The following is an 18,805-nucleotide window of genomic DNA, read 5'->3' on the forward strand; positions in this document are numbered from 1 at the left end:
TAGTAAAAATAGTCAGTTTAAATTAAAGTACAAATATTGAATGCTTCTTTTTTCAAAATTGTACTTATATGGTTACTTTTGCATACAATTACAAAAAACAAGCCAAATTTTTTTCATTTGGCATAAAAGCTAACAATAATAACATGACAATCCCATCGCAATTTGACGCCAAAGCTGCTGAAGGCAAATGGTATGACTACTGGATGAAGCACAATTATTTCCACTCGGAGCCTGATCACAGGACACCGTACACCATAGTTATCCCTCCTCCAAATGTCACCGGCGTACTGCACATGGGCCACATGCTCAACAATACCATCCAGGATGTACTCATCCGCCGCGCACGCCTGAAAGGCTTCAATGCCTGCTGGGTACCGGGTACCGATCACGCGTCCATTGCAACCGAAGCCAAGGTAGTTGCCAAGCTTAAGGAGGAAGGCATCAACAAGGCGGACCTGACCCGTGAGGAATTCCTGAAGCATGCCTGGGAATGGACCGACAAATATGGCGGCGTTATCCTGGAGCAGTTAAAAAAGCTGGGCGCTTCGTGCGATTGGGACCGTACCAAATTTACTATGGACGACGATATGTCGGCCTCAGTTATCCGTTCTTTTGTTGACCTGTATAATAAAGGCCTCATCTATCGTGGCTACCGCATGGTAAACTGGGACCCGGAGGCAAAGACTACGCTTTCGGACGAAGAAGTGAATTATGAAGAAAGGCAGGGGAAGCTCTACCATCTTAAATATAAAATTGAGGGCAGCGGGGAATATGTAACCATAGCCACTACCCGGCCAGAAACGATATTGGGCGATACTGCCATCTGCATCAACCCGAACGATGAGCGCTATACCCACCTGAAAGGCAAAAAAGCCATTGTGCCGATTGCCAACCGTGTCATACCCATCATTTTTGATGAGTATGTGGATATGGAGTTCGGAACCGGATGCCTGAAAGTGACTCCCGCGCACGATGTGAACGATAAGGAACTGGGCGAGCGCCACAACCTCGAGATCATTGATATTTTTAATGAAGATGCTTCACTCAACAGCTACGGCCTGCACTATGCGGGCAAGGACCGTTTTGTGGTGCGTGATGAGATAGCCAAAGAGCTTGAAACCATAGGCAGCCTCGAAAAAACGGAAGTACACGTTAATAAAGTAGGCACATCGGAAAGGACGAAAGCGGTTATCGAGCCAAGGCTGAGCGACCAGTGGTTCCTGAAAATGGAAGACCTGGTAAAGCCTGCGATAAAAGCCGTGCTTGAAAGTGATGAGATAAAGCTATACCCGAAACGTTTTGACAATACGTACCGCCACTGGCTGGAGAACATCCGCGACTGGAACATTTCGCGCCAGCTGTGGTGGGGCCAGCAAATACCGGCCTATTACTATGGTGATGGCAAGGAGGATTTCGTAGTGGCCGAAAACGCGGCCGATGCATTGGCTTTGGCCAAAACAAAGACAGGAAATGAAAATCTTTCCGCTGCCGACCTGAAGCAGGATCCCGATGCACTGGATACCTGGTTCTCATCGTGGCTGTGGCCAATGGCCGTGTTCGGGGGCATAATGGATCCCGAAAATAAAGATTACAAATATTATTACCCGACCAACGACCTTGTTACCGGGCCGGACATCCTGTTCTTCTGGGTGGCGAGGATGATAATCGCAGGGTATGAATATGCCGGTGACAAGCCGTTTAGCAATGTATACCTTACAGGGCTTGTTCGCGATAAGCAAAGAAGGAAAATGTCTAAATCATTGGGCAATTCGCCGGATCCGCTCGACCTGATCGAGAAGTTTGGTGCCGATGGCGTTCGTACAGGATTGCTGTTGAGCGCCTCTGCGGGTAACGACATCATGTTCGATGAGGAACTGTGCGCGCAGGGCAAGGCATTTGCCAATAAGATATGGAACGCGTTCCGCCTGATAAAAGGGTGGGAGGTAGCCGATATCGACCAGCCGGAGCATGCCCGCATGGCGATAAGCTGGTATGAGGCCAAACTGAATAAAACGCTGGCCGAGATTGAGGACCACTTTGAAAAATACCGCATCAGCGATGCGCTCATGGCGATATATAAGCTGGTGTGGGACGATTTCTGCTCGTGGTTCCTGGAGATGATCAAACCGGGCTACCAGCAGCCAATTGACAGGGAAACCTACAACAAGGCCATCGAAATGCTGGAGGCCAACCTGAAGCTGCTGCACCCATTCATGCCGTTCCTTACTGAGGAAATATGGCAGTACATAGCCGACAGGACACCGGAAGAAGCGCTTATCATTGCCAAATGGCCAATGCAGAAGCAGGCAGACGAAAGGCTGATAGGTTTGTTTGAGAATGCCACCGAGGTTATTTCGGGCATACGCACCATCAGGAAGGACAAGAACATTCCGTTTAAAGATGCTATTGACATGAAAGTGCTGAACAATGAAGCCTGGCCTACGGAGTTTGACAGCATCATTAAAAAGCTGGGCAACATTGCCGAACTGGAATATGTTTCTGAAAAAGTAAACGGCGCACTGACGTTCAGGGCAGGTTCCAATGAATATTTCATTCCGGTAACGGGCGCTGTGAACGTTGAGGAGGAAATTGCCAAACTGACCGAAGAGCTCAACTACAACAAGGGCTTCCTTAAATCGGTACAGGCAAAGCTGTCGAATGAGAAGTTCGTAGGCAGCGCCCCCGAAAAGGTGGTAGCCATGGAAAGACAGAAAGAAGCCGATGCGCTGGCCAAAATCGCTACTATAGAGCAGAGTTTGGCGAGTTTGAAATAGCCGACCACTCTTTGCGTTCAGTCATTGCGAGGCACGAAGCAATCTTTCCTTCGTTATTAAGGAAAGATTGCCGCGCTCCATTCTTCCGCTCGCAATGACGGAATCCGACAAGCTGACGAATAAAACCAAAAACTCCCGCAAGTACTTACCTGCGGGAGTTTTTTTTATGCTCTAAAGAAACACTTACCTCAGTTGGGCTCCCGTTTCTTTTTCAAGGTTCTGCCTTATTTTGCCCATGATCTTGTCGATCTGCTCATCGGTAAGGGTCTTGGCGCTGTCCTGAAGCGTAAAGCTCACGGCATACGACTTTTTGCCTTCCGGGAGGTTCTTGCCTTCATACACATCGAAAAGGCTGATGTCTTTCAGCAGTGACTTCTCGGCCTGCCTGGCCACGGTGTAAATGCTGTCGAATGATACGGCGGCGTCTACCAACAGCGCAAGGTCGCGGCGCACCTCCGGGAACTTCGATATCTCGGTATATTTTATTTTTGACGAAACAAGGCGGATGATGGCACCCCAGTTGAAATCGGCAAAGAAAACCTCCTGCTTGATGTCGAAATGCTTCAGGATGTTCTTTTTGATGCTGCCGAACTGTACCAGTACCTCATTGCCGGAAACCAAAGCGATCCCTTCGCTAAAAATGTCCGATGCTACCGGCTGTGCCTCTATCTTGCCGATGCCAAGCCTGCCCAGTACCAGGTTTACAAATCCTTTGAACATGAAGAAGTCCGACGGCTTTTGCTGGGTTTGCGTCCAGCTTTCCGGAAGGCGGCTGCCTGTTACGGTAAGGGTCAGGTGCTTGTTCTCGTCGTACCCGCCCGGCATTTTATGGTAGGTTTTGCCAAACTCGAACAGTTTCAGGTCGGCCCTTTTCCTGTTGATGTTAAACGACACTGCTTCCAGCGCGCTGAACAGTAATGACTGCCTCATTGCGGCAAGGTCGTTGCTCAGCGGGTTCAGCATCATTACGTTGAACTCTTCCTTCAGGCTTTCCGACAGTTTTATGTATTCCGGCGTGGTAAGCGAGTTGGCCATCATCTCGTTGAAGCCAAGCGATGCCAGCTGTTCGGCGATGATGTTCTGCAATTTATAGTCTTCCGTGCGCGACGAGTTGGATATTGACGCGTTCAGCTTTGTAGTAAAGTTGATGTTGTTGTAGCCGTATACCCTCAGGATTTCCTCGATAACGTCAATCTCGCGCGTCACGTCTACACGGTAGGCAGGTATCACCAGGCCAAGCCCGGCATCGGACATGGTGCTGATCTTGATGTCGAGCGATACCAATATCTTCTTTATGGTTTCCTTTGGCAATTCCTGGCCGATGGTGCGTGTTACATTGGCAAAATTCAGGAGTACCGAATGGTCTTCTATCTTTTTAGGGTAAATGTCGGTTACGTCCGAGGTGATCTCTCCGCCGGCCGTTTCCTGTATCAGCAGGGCGGCCCTTTTCAGCGCATACTCTGTGATGGTAGGGTCGATACCCCTCTCGAAGCGGAACGACGAATCGGTGCTGAGGCTATGGCGCTTGGCCGTCTTACGAATGGATACCGGGTTAAAGTAAGCGCTTTCGAGGAATATGGTAGCCGTGGTATCGGTCACGCCCGAATTCTTCCCGCCGAATACACCCGCAATGCACATCGGGCCGTTCTCGTCGCATATCATCAGGTCCTCCTCGTGCAGCGTCCTCTCCACATCGTCGAGCGTTGTGAATTTGGTGCCTGCCGGTACTGTTTTCACGATTATCTTGTTTCCTTTTATCTTGGCGGCATCAAAAGCGTGGAGCGGCTGCCCGAGCTCGTGCAGCACATAGTTGGTCACGTCCACCACGTTGTTCTTTGGCGTAATCCCAATAGCCTTAAGCCTGTTTTGCAGCCATGCCGGCGACGGTTTTACGGTAATGTCCGATATGGTCACGCCGCAATATCTTGGCGCCAGTTTACTGTCTTCCACCTTCACATCCATTTTCAGGGTGCGCTTGTCGATGCGGAAGTTGCTTACTGATGGCGTTATGAGCTCTGTATTTACGTTCTTTTGTGTCAGTCCGGCACGGAGGTCGCGCGCCACGCCCCAATGGCTCATGGCATCGGCACGGTTGGGGGTAAGGCCTATTTCGAACACCTCATCGGTCTCAATGCTGAATACCTTGGAGGCAGGCGTACCCGGCTTCAGGTCGTCCTTCAGCACCATGATGCCGTCGTGCCCTTCGCCCAGGCCAAGCTCATCCTCGGCGCATATCATGCCGTGGCTTTCCTCGCCGCGTATCTTGCCCTTTTTTATCTGGAAGGCGTTGCCCTCTTTGTCATATAATGTCGTCCCGATGGTTGCCACCGGAACTTTCTGGCCTACCGCTACATTGGGAGCGCCACATACAATTTGTACTGGAACGCCATCCCCGAGATCGACAGTGGTAATGCGCAGCCTGTCGGCATTGGGGTGCTGGATGCAGGTAAGTACGTGGCCCACGACCACGCCTTCGAGCCCGCCCTTAAGCGACTCAAACTTGTCGACACCCTCCACCTCAAGGCCGAGGTCGGTAAGCAGGGCAGCGGTTTCTTCAGATTTCCAGTCGAGTTTAATGAATTGTTTCAGCCAGTTGTACGATATGCGCATTTGTAATTTGTTTTTTAAAGCACGCAAAGATAATGATTATGGGGGAAAGAATAATTACAAACTACTGAACTGTTACGGAATTTATTAAGTGAAAAAAGAGGCAGGAGCCTCTTAATGTTTATTGTATTGCCGTGATTTATTCCTTCCATAATTGCACTTTAGGTTGTATAAGCAAGGGTGCTATTATTTTGTTTCCTTGCCACTGCCCATTAATTTTTCTAAATACCATTATCCCTGAACGTGTGTAATAACTAATTGAAACCAAAGCGGCTTTCTTGTCTCGAGTATAAACAGGCTTGCCAACGGAGATAATCTCCACTCCCCGTTTTTTTCTGTTATTGGCATATCGAAAAACGTTCGAGACGTTGATTTTACTGAAATCCCATTCGGAATTTGCCTTTTGTGCCAATAGGTAATCATACTCTTGTTCATTAAGAATTTGATCAACTACGCTATCCCTCTGAATTGAGATAAAGCCATAATCCAATTCCATATTTTCCGGTGCACAGGGATGTTCTTCTTTATACCGTTCGGATTCCACTACGCCGATACTAAAACTATTTTGGTTTGTGGGCCTCAGGTAAATGGTGTCAACTTTTGAAACAATCTTTGTCGAGGCCAGAAATTCATTTAAGATAAGGTAGTCCTCATCGTTTTGGGCGAAGCAGAGCGTGGCGCTCAATAAATAAAACAAGGCCAGTATACGTGTGAAGGTATTTACTGATACTTTTATAACCTGCCTTTTTTTGATTCTCCTTCTACTTTTTACCATACTTTTTAGCAATAAAATCAATTACTTTTTCCAGATTATTACTTAATAAAATGTCTCTTATGGGATTCGCATAGTCGCCTCCCCTGATGTCATAATCATTTACATATTTATCATATATATCGGTAATATCTTCGGGCGTTATAAGATATAAGTTAGATTCGGGCATTTTCTTTCTTTGTAAAACCGTCAAAGTTAGATCCCTGAACATTTCATTTTTATCATTACCCGGCAGCTTGGAATCGAGTATCCAGAAATAGAATACAGAATATTTGATGTCTTTTTGAAGGACATACTTTTTTACCTTTTTTATTATGGCGGATTGCTCTTCTTCTTTGTAACTTAAAATTATGAAAACATCCTTAACATTTTTAAATTGCTTATACACCCTATCGACTTCGATAAAATTTATGCCCGATTTTTCATCGAAGATTTTTTCCTCAACAATGGTTTGACCAATTGAGAGATTAAAAAATAAAAATATTGGTATTGATAAGTATTTTGTCAAAATTTATATGATTCTATTTTTTAATGCAGAGATTTGTTTTTCATTCTGTCAATTATTTCATCAATTTCCCGAAAAGCCCTTTCAATGCAATAGTATGCGAGATAAGAACCGTCAGGATTAATTACTATGAGGCTTCCGATGTGGCAATTATACTCCAGGAATGTTTTGGCAATGTAATCATCTTTGTCAAAAAGCCACGTAACTTTTTTACTGTAGCGGTCAATTTCAGATTTATTAGCGGGATGTTGCAGCCATAGCAGGTTTATATCAGTGCGCTTTTTTGTTTTACGGTTTCCTTTGTAATCAGAAGTGTCGTAAATATTGATCCTCCCTGTTGCCGGATTTCTGCTGGTTGGGTCTATGGCAGACACATAATTGATTACAATTGGTTTTGAAATATCTAATGCCTTACCTGATAATTTTTCGAGATGCTTTCTTATGGCTTCGAAATGTTTGGTTTCCAACTCTCCATAATTTTCAAAAAGGTATACTTTTCCGACATTTGCAGTATCCAGTTCAAAAAATTGACTGAATTTATCGTTTCCTACTTCCGTTTGCCGAAAAGCCTTTTCTGTGATGGCATTCCAGTTTTCATCAAAGAAGTACGATTTTTTGTTTTGACCGATGCATTGAATTCCAATCAATAGGAACAGACATAAATATTTCATTGGTAAGGTTTTTATAGTTGGGTTTGAACAAAGGGGCCGAAGCCTTATTGCATTTATTTCTCAATAATGTCAACACTAAGTATTCTATTCGCATCATCAGTTTGAATTTCAAATGTAGCGCCTTCTATAGGGTAAGAAATGCCGATTTTTGTTCCTTTCGAATTTTTTATAACCGATGTGATTTTTATGTAATTCTTATGTTTTTTAGCAACATTTTGCGCAACTGTAATAACTTTTAAAGCACCAATTGTTTCATTAATATCACACAGGTCATTTTGTACAACATACAGCGTATTTCTAGATTCCGGATGGAGATATTTCATAATCTTTTCATCACTAAGAATAGTACTTATGACACAGTTAGGTTTATTATTTTCGTGTGGGGTTGAACGTTCTTCTTGGCGTTTTTCGGATACAGTCGTAAAGCTAATTTGATTTGATGTGTTTAGATAAACTACATCCGATTTTGAAACTGTCTTCGCCCAGGCAAAAAACGCATTTAGTGTATAATCATCACTCTGGCTATAAAGTATTTGAGTGATAAGGATAAAAGTTAATGTTGGTATCCTCTTTTTCATCACGTACCTTTTTTCATCTTATCAATAACATTGTTAGCTTCATGCAGTATTTTTTCAATACAGTAATATGAAAGATAAGAACCATCCGGCATGATGATAATAAGGCTCCCGATATGGCAATTATATTCTAAAAATGTTTTGGCTATGTAATCATCTTTGTCAAAATACCAGTCAATATTTCTCCTGTAACGGCCTTTTTCGGGTTCGTTTCCGGCATGTTGCAGCCATATCAGGTTTATATCTGTCCGTTTGTCCATTTTTTTCATTTCGTCATGTCGCGACGTGTCATAGATATTCATGCGTCGCGTATTGGGATTTATGTCTGACGGATCATTTAAAGATATATAGCTAATGACAATTGGCTTTGTCGTGTCCAATATTCTGCCTGATATATTTTCCAAATGCTTTTTGACACCTTGGTATTGTTCCTGTTGCAGTTTCCCATAATTTTCAAACAGGAATGTCTTCGCTATATAGGCAGTATCCATATCAAAATATCTTGTTATGTACTCCTCAGACTGATTTTTTTTAAAGTTATGTTCAGTGGTAGGCTTCCAATTCTCATCGAAATAATAGACCTTTTTATCTTTATTTTGTGAAAAGCAATGAACGCTAAAGATAAGGAACAGGCATAAATATTTCATTGGTAGCTTTTTGGTTCCAGTAAATTTAAAAATTTATTCGGTGAAGAATAAAATATATGGTCAAATTGAATCGGTTTTGTCGTGAACTGCATAAAAAACAACGTGAACTGTATTGTCATCTGCTGATTATCCCACCGCAACTATTGTAAAATCCTTACATTTGGGTTTTAAAATTCCTTATGAAGCATTTCTTATACGCACTCGTGCTATTGTCCGGCATTACCTTGCAGGCACAGCTCAAAAGCCCCTCAGAATTCATCCCAAATTATGGCAGGCAGGTCAGCTATTACCATCAGTTGGAGAGCTATTTCGCGCATTTGGCCCAAAATTCAGATATGGTTATCCATAAGCCGTACGGGCAGACCAACCAGGAGCGCGGCCTGAACGCCTACATCATCTCCACCCCGGAGAACATTAAGGATATTGAGAACATCCGCAACAACCACCTTTACAATATCGGTATGGGCGGGAAGCAGGGCAATGCGGGCGACAAGGCGATTGTGTGGCTCAGCTTTAACGTGCATGGCAACGAGCCCGCCGCCGCCGAAAGCGCCATGAGCGTGGCGTATGAGTTGGTAAACCCAAAAAATGCGGCTACAAAGGAGTGGCTTAAAAATACCATCGTGATACTCGACCCGTGCCTCAACCCCGACGGCTATGCACGCTATGGCAACTGGCTGCGCGACATATCGGGCAGGGAGCCGAACCCCAATGGCTACGACCGCGAGCACATGGAGCCCTGGCCGGGCGGCAGGCAAAACCACTATGCCTACGACCTGAACCGCGATTGGGCCTGGCAGACGCAGGCCGAAACGCAGCAGCGCATCCTCCTGTACAACGAGTGGATGCCGATGGTGCATGTCGATGTTCACGAAATGGGCTACAACGAACCCTACTTTTTCCCGCCGGCTGCCGAGCCGATGCACGATTTCATCACGCAGGGGCAAAAGGATTTCCACAATGCGATAGGGGAGATGACCTCCAAAAAATTTGACGCACAGGGCTGGAATTACTACACCCGCGAGCGCTTCGACCTGTTTTACCCCAGCTATGGCGATACCTACCCCAGTTTTAACGGCGCGGTGGGCATGACCTACGAGCAGGGCGGCATTGGCGCCGGCCGTGCTGTAACCATGCGCAACGGGACCGTACTCACGCTAAAAGACAGGATAAACCACCATACTACCGCAGTGCTTACCGCGGTGGAGACGGCAGCCTGGCAAAAGGACAAGCTGCTGCGCAACTTCAGGGGCTATTTTAAAGATGGCCCCAAAGGCAAATACAGCGCTTACATAGTTAAGAACAGCGGCAAGAACGAGGAACTGGCGCAATTGCTGAAGCGCAACCGCATACAGTTTGCCTACGCCGATGAAAGCAAAAAACTGTCGGGATACCACTACCAGACCGATAAGGAAAAAGACTTTACCATAGAGCCGAATGACATGATCATTTCGGCGAACCAGCCCAAGTCGGTACTTACGCAAGTACTCTTCGAGCCGTCGCCACGGCTCACGGACAGCCTGTCGTATGACATTACGGCCTGGGCGCTGCCGCATGCCTATGGGGTGGAAAGCTATGCCGTGAAAAGGGACGTAGCTGTAAGGACCAGGGCACAGGTATCGCAAAAAGGAAAATTTGAATACGAAAATATGTACGCCTACTACGTGCCGTGGAATGGCAGGGCATCGGCGAAAACGCTGGCATTGCTGTTTAAGAACAACATTAAGGTAAGGTCGGCCAGGAAGGCATCGACATTCCGCGGGATAAAAGTAAACCCGGGCGACCTGGTGGTACTGAAGGGCGACAACCCGCAGGTAAGTGAGTTTAAAAACACGATGACGATGCTGCTGGACGGCAAGCCCGACCACGAGGTGATTGAGAGCGGCTATTCCATCAGCGGTGCCGATTTGGGTGGGGAATACTACCCGCTGCTGCAGGCCCCGAAAGTACTGCTTCTTGCCGGGAGCGACGTGAGTGCGACCGACTTCGGGCAGGCGTGGTTTTATATGGATGAGGTGGTAGATTACCCGGTAACCATCGTAAATACCGACAACCTTAGCAGGGTAAAATTATCCGATTTCAATACGCTCATAATGCCTGACGGATGGTACGGCCTTAGCGACGGCCAGAAGAACAGCATCGACAGCTTTATCAACGATGGCGGCAAGGTGATTGCCATGGGCGGCGCGCTCAACCTGTTTGAAGACAGGCCGGGCTACAGCCTCACCCGCTTTGCGACTACAGACGACAAGGACAAAGAAAGTGCCGAAGCCGATGCGGAAGCCATGAAAGCCCGTTACTTCGACTACCAAAATGCCGAAAGGCGTGCCATATCAGGTTCTGTACCGGGAGCGATAGTGGAGAACGTACTGGACAAGTCGCATCCGCTGTCGTATGGATTGGGTGATAAATATTTTAGCCTCAAAACCTCCGACAGCCGTTACCAACTGCTCAAGAACGTGTGGAATGTGGCCTATGTGCCTGCAGGCTATAAAAATTTCGGCTTCATTGGCCGCAGCCTGAAAAAGAAACTGGAAAACACCGTAACTTTTGCCGTAGAACAAAAGGGCAGGGGCCAGATCATTTACATGGTCGACAATCCGCTGTTCAGGGGATTTTGGGAGAATGGCAACGTGCTGTTTGGCAATGCGTTGTTTTTGGTGGATTAAAGATATGCCATCCAATAACTAAGAAAATTCACCGTTTGCAAATTAAACCATAAAACCAACCCTATGAAAGCAATTATTTACTTACTACTGTTGCTGCCTGCAATTTCATTTTGCCAGACGGCAAAGGAATTCATAACGCAAGGTGTTGCCCTGCATGATAAAGGGCAATATAAAGAAGCCATTGAAATCTATAAAAAGGCATTGGCTGTAGAGAAGGATAATCAGGAAGCAATCTATGAGGTTGCGCTTTCATCAATAAACCTTAAGGATTATCCTACCGCTATTGAATATGCCGATAAACTTATAAAAGCAAAAAAGGATTTTGTAGGTAAAGGGTATCATTTAAAAGGCATGAGTCTTGATTATAGCGGAAAACCTAAAGAAGCTATTGATGCATTTAAAAAAGGGATAAAGGCTGCACCGGATTATACAACACTATACTATTCACTCGCACTTACATCATATCAGTCAAAGGATTTTAAAACTGCGGAAGAAACACTGCATTCAGGCATTCTTAAAAATAACCGCCATGCGAGCAGCCACTATATGCTTGGCCTGATTAAACAGGATGAACGCTCAAAATCGCTTTTGGCTCTCTACTATTTTTTATTGACTGAACCAAACGGGCAACGCGCAAATAATGCTTACAATCTCATTCTTTCACAGCACAAGATCGGGGTGGAAGTAAAAGATGAGAAAACGATAAATATTAATATTAACCCAGGGAATGATAAAGATGGTTTCGGGCCGGCTGAAATGATGCTATCCATGCTTGAAGCAAGTAAAAATCTCGAAGACAACAAAGGGAAAAGTGAATTTGTATTATTCTCAGAAAACACTAAGTCATTTTTCATGGTATTGGGAGAGTTGCAGGAGAACAGTAAAAATAAAGGTTTTTGGTGGGATTTTTACGTCGACTTTTTCTACAGCCTTGCCAAAAATGAAGAAATGTACAAGGCATTCACTTATTATATTACCCAGGATGTAGACTATACTGTGGTACAAAACTGGTTGCAGTCAAATCCGGATAAAATAAAGGAATTTGAACAGTGGGTTGCCAATTATAAAGCAAAGTAAAGCGGCAATAAAAAACAAAATGCTGCCGTTAGTTCCGTATAAAATGACCCCATACATGAAGACATTCCTTTCAGGCCTCCTGCTGCTCGTGCTGGCAGGATGCGGCAGCGACGATTCCGGTAACGGGAACAACAACGAAAGCCGTGACTACAAGCAGGACATGCGCGATTTTGTCATTGGCATCAGCCAGGCGGCAAAGGCGGTAAACCCCAATTTTGCAGTTATCCCCCAGAACGGCATCGAGTTGGTTACTCTCACTGGCGAACAGGGCGGCGCGCCTGCAACGGCCTATCTTAATGCCATCGACGGGAATGGGCAGGAAGACCTGTTTTACGGTTATGACGATGACAATGTGGCCACTCCGGCAGGCGCGACAAGCTACCTGCGCAGTTTTCTCGATGTGTCTAAAAACGCAGGGAAGAAGATATTGGTGACCGACTACTGCTGGTCGGCGGCTAAGGTGGCAGACTCTTATACTAAGAACGAAAACGCAGGATATATCTCCTACGCTGCCGAAGACCGTAACCTGGCCCTTATTCCGGACAGTGCACCGCATAATGAGAATGCAGGGGTGATTACTTCGCTGGCACAGGCTAAAAACCATATCTTTTTCATCAATCCTGAAAATTTCAACACGAAGCAGCAGTTCATCAACGCGGTGAGGGCCACCAATTATGATGTGGTGATCATGGACCTTTTCCTGGACGATGGCGCTTTTACCGCAGCCGAAGTGGAGCAGCTCCGCTATAAGTCGAACGGTGGCAGGAGGCTCGTGATCTGCTATATGTCGATTGGCGAAGCGGAAGATTACCGCTACTACTGGCAAAACAGCTGGGACAGCAACAGGCCGTCATGGATTGCCGCCGAAAACCCTGACTGGCCCGGCAACTACAAGGTCAAATACTGGAATGCCGAATGGCAGGCGCTCATTTACGGGCAAAGCGATTCGTACCTGACCAAAATTACCGATGCCGGTTTCGATGGCGTTTACCTCGACATCATTGACGCCTTTGAGTATTTTGAGTAGCCGTAATGTGCTAAGTTTTTCCCAAACCGGCTTACTTTCCCAAATCCTTCCCAATTCCCTACACAACTTGCGTCCTGTAAAATGATACAGGATGAAGATACGATTTGCAATTTTGGCATGCCTGGGTGTAGCCGCGACAGCATGGGCACAATTAAGCCCTCCGGGAATGGGCGCTACAAAGACAGCCTACTGGTCGGCCATAGGCATCAATCAAAAGCTGGGCGAAAACAACAGTACCACAGCCTACCTGGGTTGGGGAAGGGTTAGCGGCGCCGATGGCGGATCCCCTGTAGATATGCCTTTGATTTTTGTGGCAAACCAGGAATTTTATCATAAGTTCAGCCCCCGGTGGAAATACAGTGTGGCGCTCAGCTACCGCCGCCAGCATGAGTATGAGGCAGGCGAAGGCCTGGCGGATACCGATGCGATACAACAGGAATTCAGGGTGTACGGGAGGCTACAGTATTCGCAGGATATAGGCGGCGTAAAGTGGGCCACAACCCTGAGGCAGGAAGTACGCAGGTTTTATGCGGATGATTTTTCTGATGCAGAGTACGGCCTGCAGCTCCGTACACGTTTCAAGACACAGGTTTCGGTTCCGTTGAACAGCCATAACAGCATTATGGGGAGTGCGGAGGCGTTGTTCTCGGCAAGCAGGGACAACCATGCCGGCTGGCAGGGTATGGGCTATAAGGAAAGCCGCTTTTGCTTGTATTATTCCCTTTCGCCCGAAAGCCTGCCTGTCACTTTTGACGTTGGGTATATGAACGACCTCATGGGCCACGGCAGCCATACCGCCGATGCAAGTTATGTGGCGATAGACATTATTGTAAAAGACCCGTTTTAGGAGGTGGATATCATGCTCAGGAATAATACTTTGCTATGACTTCTTCGAGCATTTCCTGCGTAACCGGCTTTGGCCTGAAATCATGGAATATGCCTTGTACGGCTTCGAGCGCTTCATCTTCCGGTTCATCGTAATCGTTGGTCATGACCACAATGAGGCACTTTTGATGTAATGGCAGTTTACTGAACTCTGCTATGAATTCCCAACCATTCATGCCGGGCATGTTCACATCCAGGAAAATGATGTCGGGCAGCATTTCGCCGTTTTGACAATGGGCCAGTGCTTCGATTGCAGATCCTTTGGGGATAATATGGGTTGCGGCATCACATTTCCTGATGACGCGCTCATGGAAAAAGTTATCGATCTTATTGTCGTCGATAAGCATGATGCAATTTACCGGTCTATTCATGCTGCAGGTTTAAAATGGTAAATTTAAAAGTGCTGCCTTTCTCGGTGCCGGGCTCTACCCAGATGCGTCCACCGTGCATTTCGGCAATTTTTTTACAATTTGCGAGCCCTATTCCGTGGCCCTCATAGTCTTCTTCTGAATTTAACCGTTGAAAAATACGGAAAATCTTGTCATGGTCTTTGGGGTCGATGCCAATACCGTTATCCGAAACGGTGAACTCATAGTAGCCGCCGTTTTCCCTGCTGCTTATCCATACTTCAGGGTTTGCATCCTGTTTATGGAATTTGATCGCATTGGCAATCAGGTTTTGGAACAGTTGGCGAAGCTCTGTCCTGTAGGCATAAAATTCCGGCAGGCCGCAGGTTATGTGTATTTTAGCACCGTTTGCCTTTATCATGCTGTCGAGGTCGGCAATAACTTCATCTACTATCTCGTGGCAGTTTGTAAGCGACAGCCTTCTTTTGCGGCCAAGTTTGCCGTAGCTCAGGAGGGATTTTACCACATGGCTCATCCGGTCTGTTGCCGATTGCATGGTACCTAAGTGCGTTTTTACCTCATTGTCAATACGGTCGCCATAATCCTCTTCGATCATTTGGATGTAGTTAGACATCGTGCGGAGCGGCTCCTGCAGGTCGTGCGACGAAATGTAGTTAAACTGCTCCATTTCCTCGTTTTTCAGCTGTAGCTCGATCAGCTGGTTGCGTATGATCTCTTCCTGCTGCTTTCTTTCGGTGATGTCTACTATAGAAGCCAGCGCAACAATTCCCTTTTCAGTTTTAATGGGAGTAATCCCAATTTCTATCGGGAATTCGGTCCCATCTTTTTTCAGTGCATAAAGTTCGCTGATTGCGCTGAAATGGCGCGGATGCGGATTGTTAGCGTACTGGGGTTGCTTTTCTCTATGTGCAGCCCTGTATCTTTCCGGCACTATTATGTCCAGGCTGCGGCCCTCCATTTCATTAGGACCATAGCCAAAAATTTTGTTGGCTTCCCGGTTTACCAAAGCGATGTTACCCTCAGTGTCGCTCATTACCAGCGCATTCGGAGCGGACTTTACAAGCGCCTTAAAGTTATATTTGGCGATCTCCTTTTTAGTACCCATTTCGTTGAGTACCATCGACGTCGCAAAAATTAAAACAAGTGTTGTGATTAAAAAGGCCAACGCATACAACGCGATTCCCAATTCCTGGGATACCCACCCATTACGGTAGGCCATTATTTTCAAGTAAGTAATCAAAAATCCTACAACCATTATCCTTGACGATAGTCGCCTCGCCATAATATTACCAATCTTATTGCCGGTGTATATCGCTGTCAGGCCGGTTGTCGGGTTGAAAAGCGTGGCAGTAATTGTAAAAATGCCCAGCCCCACCGCAGTATAGATCGACATGGCTTCAAAAACATTAAAATTATATAGGGGAGGAATCTTAAGGATATGCCCGAAGATTACAATACCCGATATAAACGTAACGGAATGCAAAAGCAACTGGACAGGCAGCTTCGCTCTTTTAACTCTTATAAAAAAAATGGCTAACCCGGTAAGCACAAAGGCAATCGCAGTTTGCTTTGCCATCCCAAAATATATATGATCGCCTAAAATGAAAATGCGCTTGTAGACTTCCGGAAAATTATTTTGGATTACAGAAAGAGAAGCTGTCGCAACAATTAAGGAAGCCATTATTCGTGATACAATACGCGCAGATTTGGTTTGCGCCCCAGCTCCCCATAAAGCGAGTCCGGACAGGATAAAACAAAATGCAGCGTCCTTTGCCATTGGCAAATGCCCGGTTACTTCCGGAGAAAGGATACTGTGTTCCAGCAAAACGGAATATACCAGGACTGCTACGCCTAAAAAGACAGCAAATATGCATGAATACAATATTGGCCTTTTATAGTATTCCCAGTCAATCTCTTTTTTGCGGGTTTTTCGCTCTTTGGATTGTTTCATGCTTAAAGTTACCTTAAATTATGCTCAGTCACAACTTTTTTGACATGTTATTCTTACCATTTGGCTTCAAATAGTGATCGAGTGCCATCTTGTCATACTATTTGTGCCATTTTTCTATTGGCACAATCATTGTCTTTAGAGAGGCAAAGGTGTAACAAACAAAAAATCAAAAACAAGAATAAAAACAAAAAGTATGAGTAAGATAATCGGAATTGACTTAGGTACAACCAACTCGTGTGTTGCCGTAATGGAAGGTAACGAGCCGGTGGTTATTCCTAATGCTGAAGGTAAAAGGACAACCCCGTCAGTAATTGCATTTGTTGAAGGCGGGGAAATCAAGGTTGGTGACCCGGCCAAAAGGCAGGCAGTGACCAATCCGACAAAGACAATAGCTTCTATCAAGCGTTTCATGGGTAACAAATACTCTGAAAGCTCTAAAGAAGCATCGAATGTGGCTTACCACGTAGCCAAAGGCGATAACGACACACCGCGTGTTGACATCGATGGCCGCCTGTACACGCCGCAGGAACTTTCTGCCATGACATTGCAGAAAATGAAAAAAACTGCCGAGGACTACCTTGGCACAACGGTAACGGAAGCGGTTATTACCGTTCCGGCCTACTTTAACGACGCGCAGCGCCAGGCAACCAAAGAAGCCGGTGAAATTGCGGGCCTTAAAGTAAGAAGGATCATCAACGAGCCTACCGCAGCGGCACTGGCTTATGGCCTTGACAAAGCGGGTAAAGACCAAAAGATCGCTGTATATGACCTTGGTGGCGGTACATTCGACATCTCGATCCTTGAATTGGGTGACGGCGTATTCGAAGTGCTTTCTACAAACGGTGACACGCACCTTGGCGGTGACGACTTTGACCAGGTGATCATCGACTGGCTGGCCAATGAGTTCAACAGCGAAGAAGGTGTTGACCTTCGTAAAGACCCTATGGCGCTACAGCGTTTGAAAGAAGCTGCTGAAAAGGCAAAGATCGAGCTTTCTGCTTCATCGCAGACAGAGATCAACCTGCCATACGTTACTGCAACGGCTTCGGGCCCTAAGCACTTGGTGAAAACCCTTACAAGGGCTAAATTCGAGCAGCTTGCCGACGAGCTTGTAAAGCGTTCGATGGAGCCGGTGGCTAAAGCGCTTAAAGATGCCGGGCTTTCTAAATCAGATATTGATGAGGTGATCCTTGTAGGTGGTTCTACACGTATCCCTAGGATACAGGAAGAAGTGGAGAAATTCTTCGGCAAGAAGCCATCAAAAGGCGTTAACCCGGATGAGGTTGTGGCTATTGGCGCGGCGATCCAGGGTGGCGTACTGTCAGGCGACGTGAAAGACGTACTGCTTCTTGACGTAACCCCGCTTTCCCTTGGTATCGAAACCATGGGCGGTGTAATGACAAAGCTTATCGATGCCAACACCACGATCCCTACAAAAAAGTCGCAGGTATTCTCGACCGCAGCTGACAACCAGCCGTCTGTTGAGATCCACGTACTGCAGGGTGAGAGGCCAATGGCTACCGACAACAAAACGATAGGCCGTTTCCACCTTGACGGAATCCCGCCTGCACAAAGGGGCATCCCGCAAATTGAAGTAACATTCGACATCGATGCCAACGGTATCATCAAGGTGTCGGCTACCGATAAAGGTACAGGCAAGTCGCACGACATCCGTATCGAGGCTTCTTCAGGGCTTACCCAGGAAGAGATCGACAGGATGCGTAAGGAGGCTGAGGCCAATGCGGATGCTGACAAAGCTACACGTGAAAGGGTTGAGAAACTGAACGAAGCTGACGGCATGATTTTCCAGACGGAGAAGCAATTGGCAGAGTTTGGCGATAAACTGTCAGGCAGCAACAAAGAGGCTATCGAGTCAGCACTTAACGAGCTGAAGGCAGCCTATGAGTCGAAAGACATCGCTACGGTACAGCCGGCACTTGACAAGATCAACGAGGCATGGAAGAATGCTTCGGAAGAAATGTACAAGGCACAGGCCGAAGGCCAGGGCGGCGCGCAACAGGCACAGCCGGACAACGGCCAGGCCGAAGGCGACAACGTACAGGATGTTGACTTTGAAGAAGTGAAGTAATCCGTAAGGACGTAAGGATTATTAGATATTAGATTTTAGATAATATATAATAGACTTTAGATAATAGATTTGAGAGAGACGCCCCGCAATTGTGGGGCGTTTTTGTATATAATCGCTGCATTTCTGTCATTTCGACCGCAGCGCAGCGGAGTGGAGAAATCTCAATCAAGGATAGAGGAATATAAATT

At 46.3% G+C, this 18,805-nt stretch carries 14 protein-coding genes; 6 read left to right on the forward strand and 8 right to left on the reverse strand.

The features are described from left to right. The first annotated feature begins 143 nt into the window (after positions 1–143). Positions 144–2,774, forward strand: coding sequence for a valine--tRNA ligase (locus OGH69_RS01155; RefSeq protein WP_265172598.1), 2,631 nt, complete (start codon positions 144–146; stop codon positions 2,772–2,774). A 183-nt stretch (positions 2,775–2,957) separates the two neighbouring features. Here the strand turns inward: OGH69_RS01155 and pheT are convergent, their stop codons facing one another. From pheT to OGH69_RS01185, 6 genes are all read right to left on the reverse strand, one after another. Further along, complete coding sequence (pheT, locus tag OGH69_RS01160; protein WP_265172599.1) at positions 2,958–5,384, reverse strand: phenylalanine--tRNA ligase subunit beta; 2,427 nt, start codon at positions 5,382–5,384, stop codon at positions 2,958–2,960. 136 nt (positions 5,385–5,520) lie between these two features. Continuing rightward, positions 5,521–6,156, reverse strand: coding sequence for a hypothetical protein (locus tag OGH69_RS01165; protein WP_265172600.1), 636 nt, complete (start codon positions 6,154–6,156; stop codon positions 5,521–5,523). Further along, the gene (locus OGH69_RS01170) at positions 6,143–6,661 is read right to left on the reverse strand and encodes a hypothetical protein (RefSeq protein ID WP_265172601.1); all 519 of its coding nucleotides are present in this window, start codon (positions 6,659–6,661) and stop codon (positions 6,143–6,145) included. Before OGH69_RS01170 ends, OGH69_RS01165 begins: the two co-directional genes overlap by 14 nt. A 20-nt stretch (positions 6,662–6,681) precedes the next feature. Beyond that, positions 6,682–7,329, reverse strand: coding sequence for a hypothetical protein (locus OGH69_RS01175; protein ID WP_265172602.1), 648 nt, complete (start codon positions 7,327–7,329; stop codon positions 6,682–6,684). Between the two features lie 53 nt (positions 7,330–7,382). Continuing rightward, positions 7,383–7,907 (reverse strand): hypothetical protein, encoded by a 525-nt coding sequence (locus OGH69_RS01180; protein ID WP_265172603.1) that lies wholly within the window; start codon positions 7,905–7,907, stop codon positions 7,383–7,385. Beyond that, positions 7,907–8,551, reverse strand: a complete 645-nt coding sequence (locus OGH69_RS01185) for a hypothetical protein (protein ID WP_265172604.1) — start codon at positions 8,549–8,551, stop codon at positions 7,907–7,909. Before OGH69_RS01185 ends, OGH69_RS01180 begins: the two co-directional genes overlap by 1 nt. A 179-nt stretch (positions 8,552–8,730) precedes the next feature. On the opposite strand from OGH69_RS01185, the gene OGH69_RS01190 reads away from it, so the two are divergent. From OGH69_RS01190 to OGH69_RS01205, 4 genes are all read left to right on the forward strand, one after another. Then, positions 8,731–11,220, forward strand: a complete 2,490-nt coding sequence (locus OGH69_RS01190; protein ID WP_265172605.1) for a M14 family zinc carboxypeptidase — start codon at positions 8,731–8,733, stop codon at positions 11,218–11,220. A 63-nt stretch (positions 11,221–11,283) separates the two neighbouring features. Further along, on the forward strand, positions 11,284–12,297 hold the full coding sequence (locus tag OGH69_RS01195) for a tetratricopeptide repeat protein (RefSeq protein ID WP_265172606.1): 1,014 nt from the start codon (positions 11,284–11,286) through the stop codon (positions 12,295–12,297). A gap of 55 nt (positions 12,298–12,352) precedes the next feature. Continuing rightward, positions 12,353–13,324 (forward strand): endo alpha-1,4 polygalactosaminidase, encoded by a 972-nt coding sequence (locus OGH69_RS01200; protein ID WP_265172607.1) that lies wholly within the window; start codon positions 12,353–12,355, stop codon positions 13,322–13,324. 91 nt (positions 13,325–13,415) lie between these two features. Beyond that, positions 13,416–14,171 carry a DUF2490 domain-containing protein gene (locus tag OGH69_RS01205; RefSeq protein ID WP_265172608.1) on the forward strand — a complete coding sequence of 252 codons (756 nt, stop codon included), beginning with the start codon at positions 13,416–13,418 and terminating at the stop codon, positions 14,169–14,171. A gap of 16 nt (positions 14,172–14,187) precedes the next feature. Here OGH69_RS01205 and OGH69_RS01210 read toward each other — a convergent pair whose 3' ends face one another. Next, positions 14,188–14,580 (reverse strand): response regulator, encoded by a 393-nt coding sequence (locus tag OGH69_RS01210; RefSeq protein WP_265172609.1) that lies wholly within the window; start codon positions 14,578–14,580, stop codon positions 14,188–14,190. Beyond that, on the reverse strand, positions 14,573–16,528 hold the full coding sequence (locus OGH69_RS01215) for an ATP-binding protein (RefSeq protein ID WP_265172610.1): 1,956 nt from the start codon (positions 16,526–16,528) through the stop codon (positions 14,573–14,575). Before OGH69_RS01215 ends, OGH69_RS01210 begins: the two co-directional genes overlap by 8 nt. Before the next feature lie 193 nt (positions 16,529–16,721). Between OGH69_RS01215 and dnaK the strand changes: the two genes are divergently transcribed. Then, positions 16,722–18,617: a molecular chaperone DnaK gene (gene dnaK / locus OGH69_RS01220; RefSeq protein WP_265172611.1), complete on the forward strand. Its 1,896-nt coding sequence runs from the start codon at positions 16,722–16,724 to the stop codon at positions 18,615–18,617. Positions 18,618–18,805 lie beyond the last annotated feature (188 nt).

The organism is Flavobacterium sp. MFBS3-15, from assembly GCF_026107645.2.
In the GTDB taxonomy this organism is placed as follows: domain Bacteria; phylum Bacteroidota; class Bacteroidia; order Flavobacteriales; family Flavobacteriaceae; genus Flavobacterium.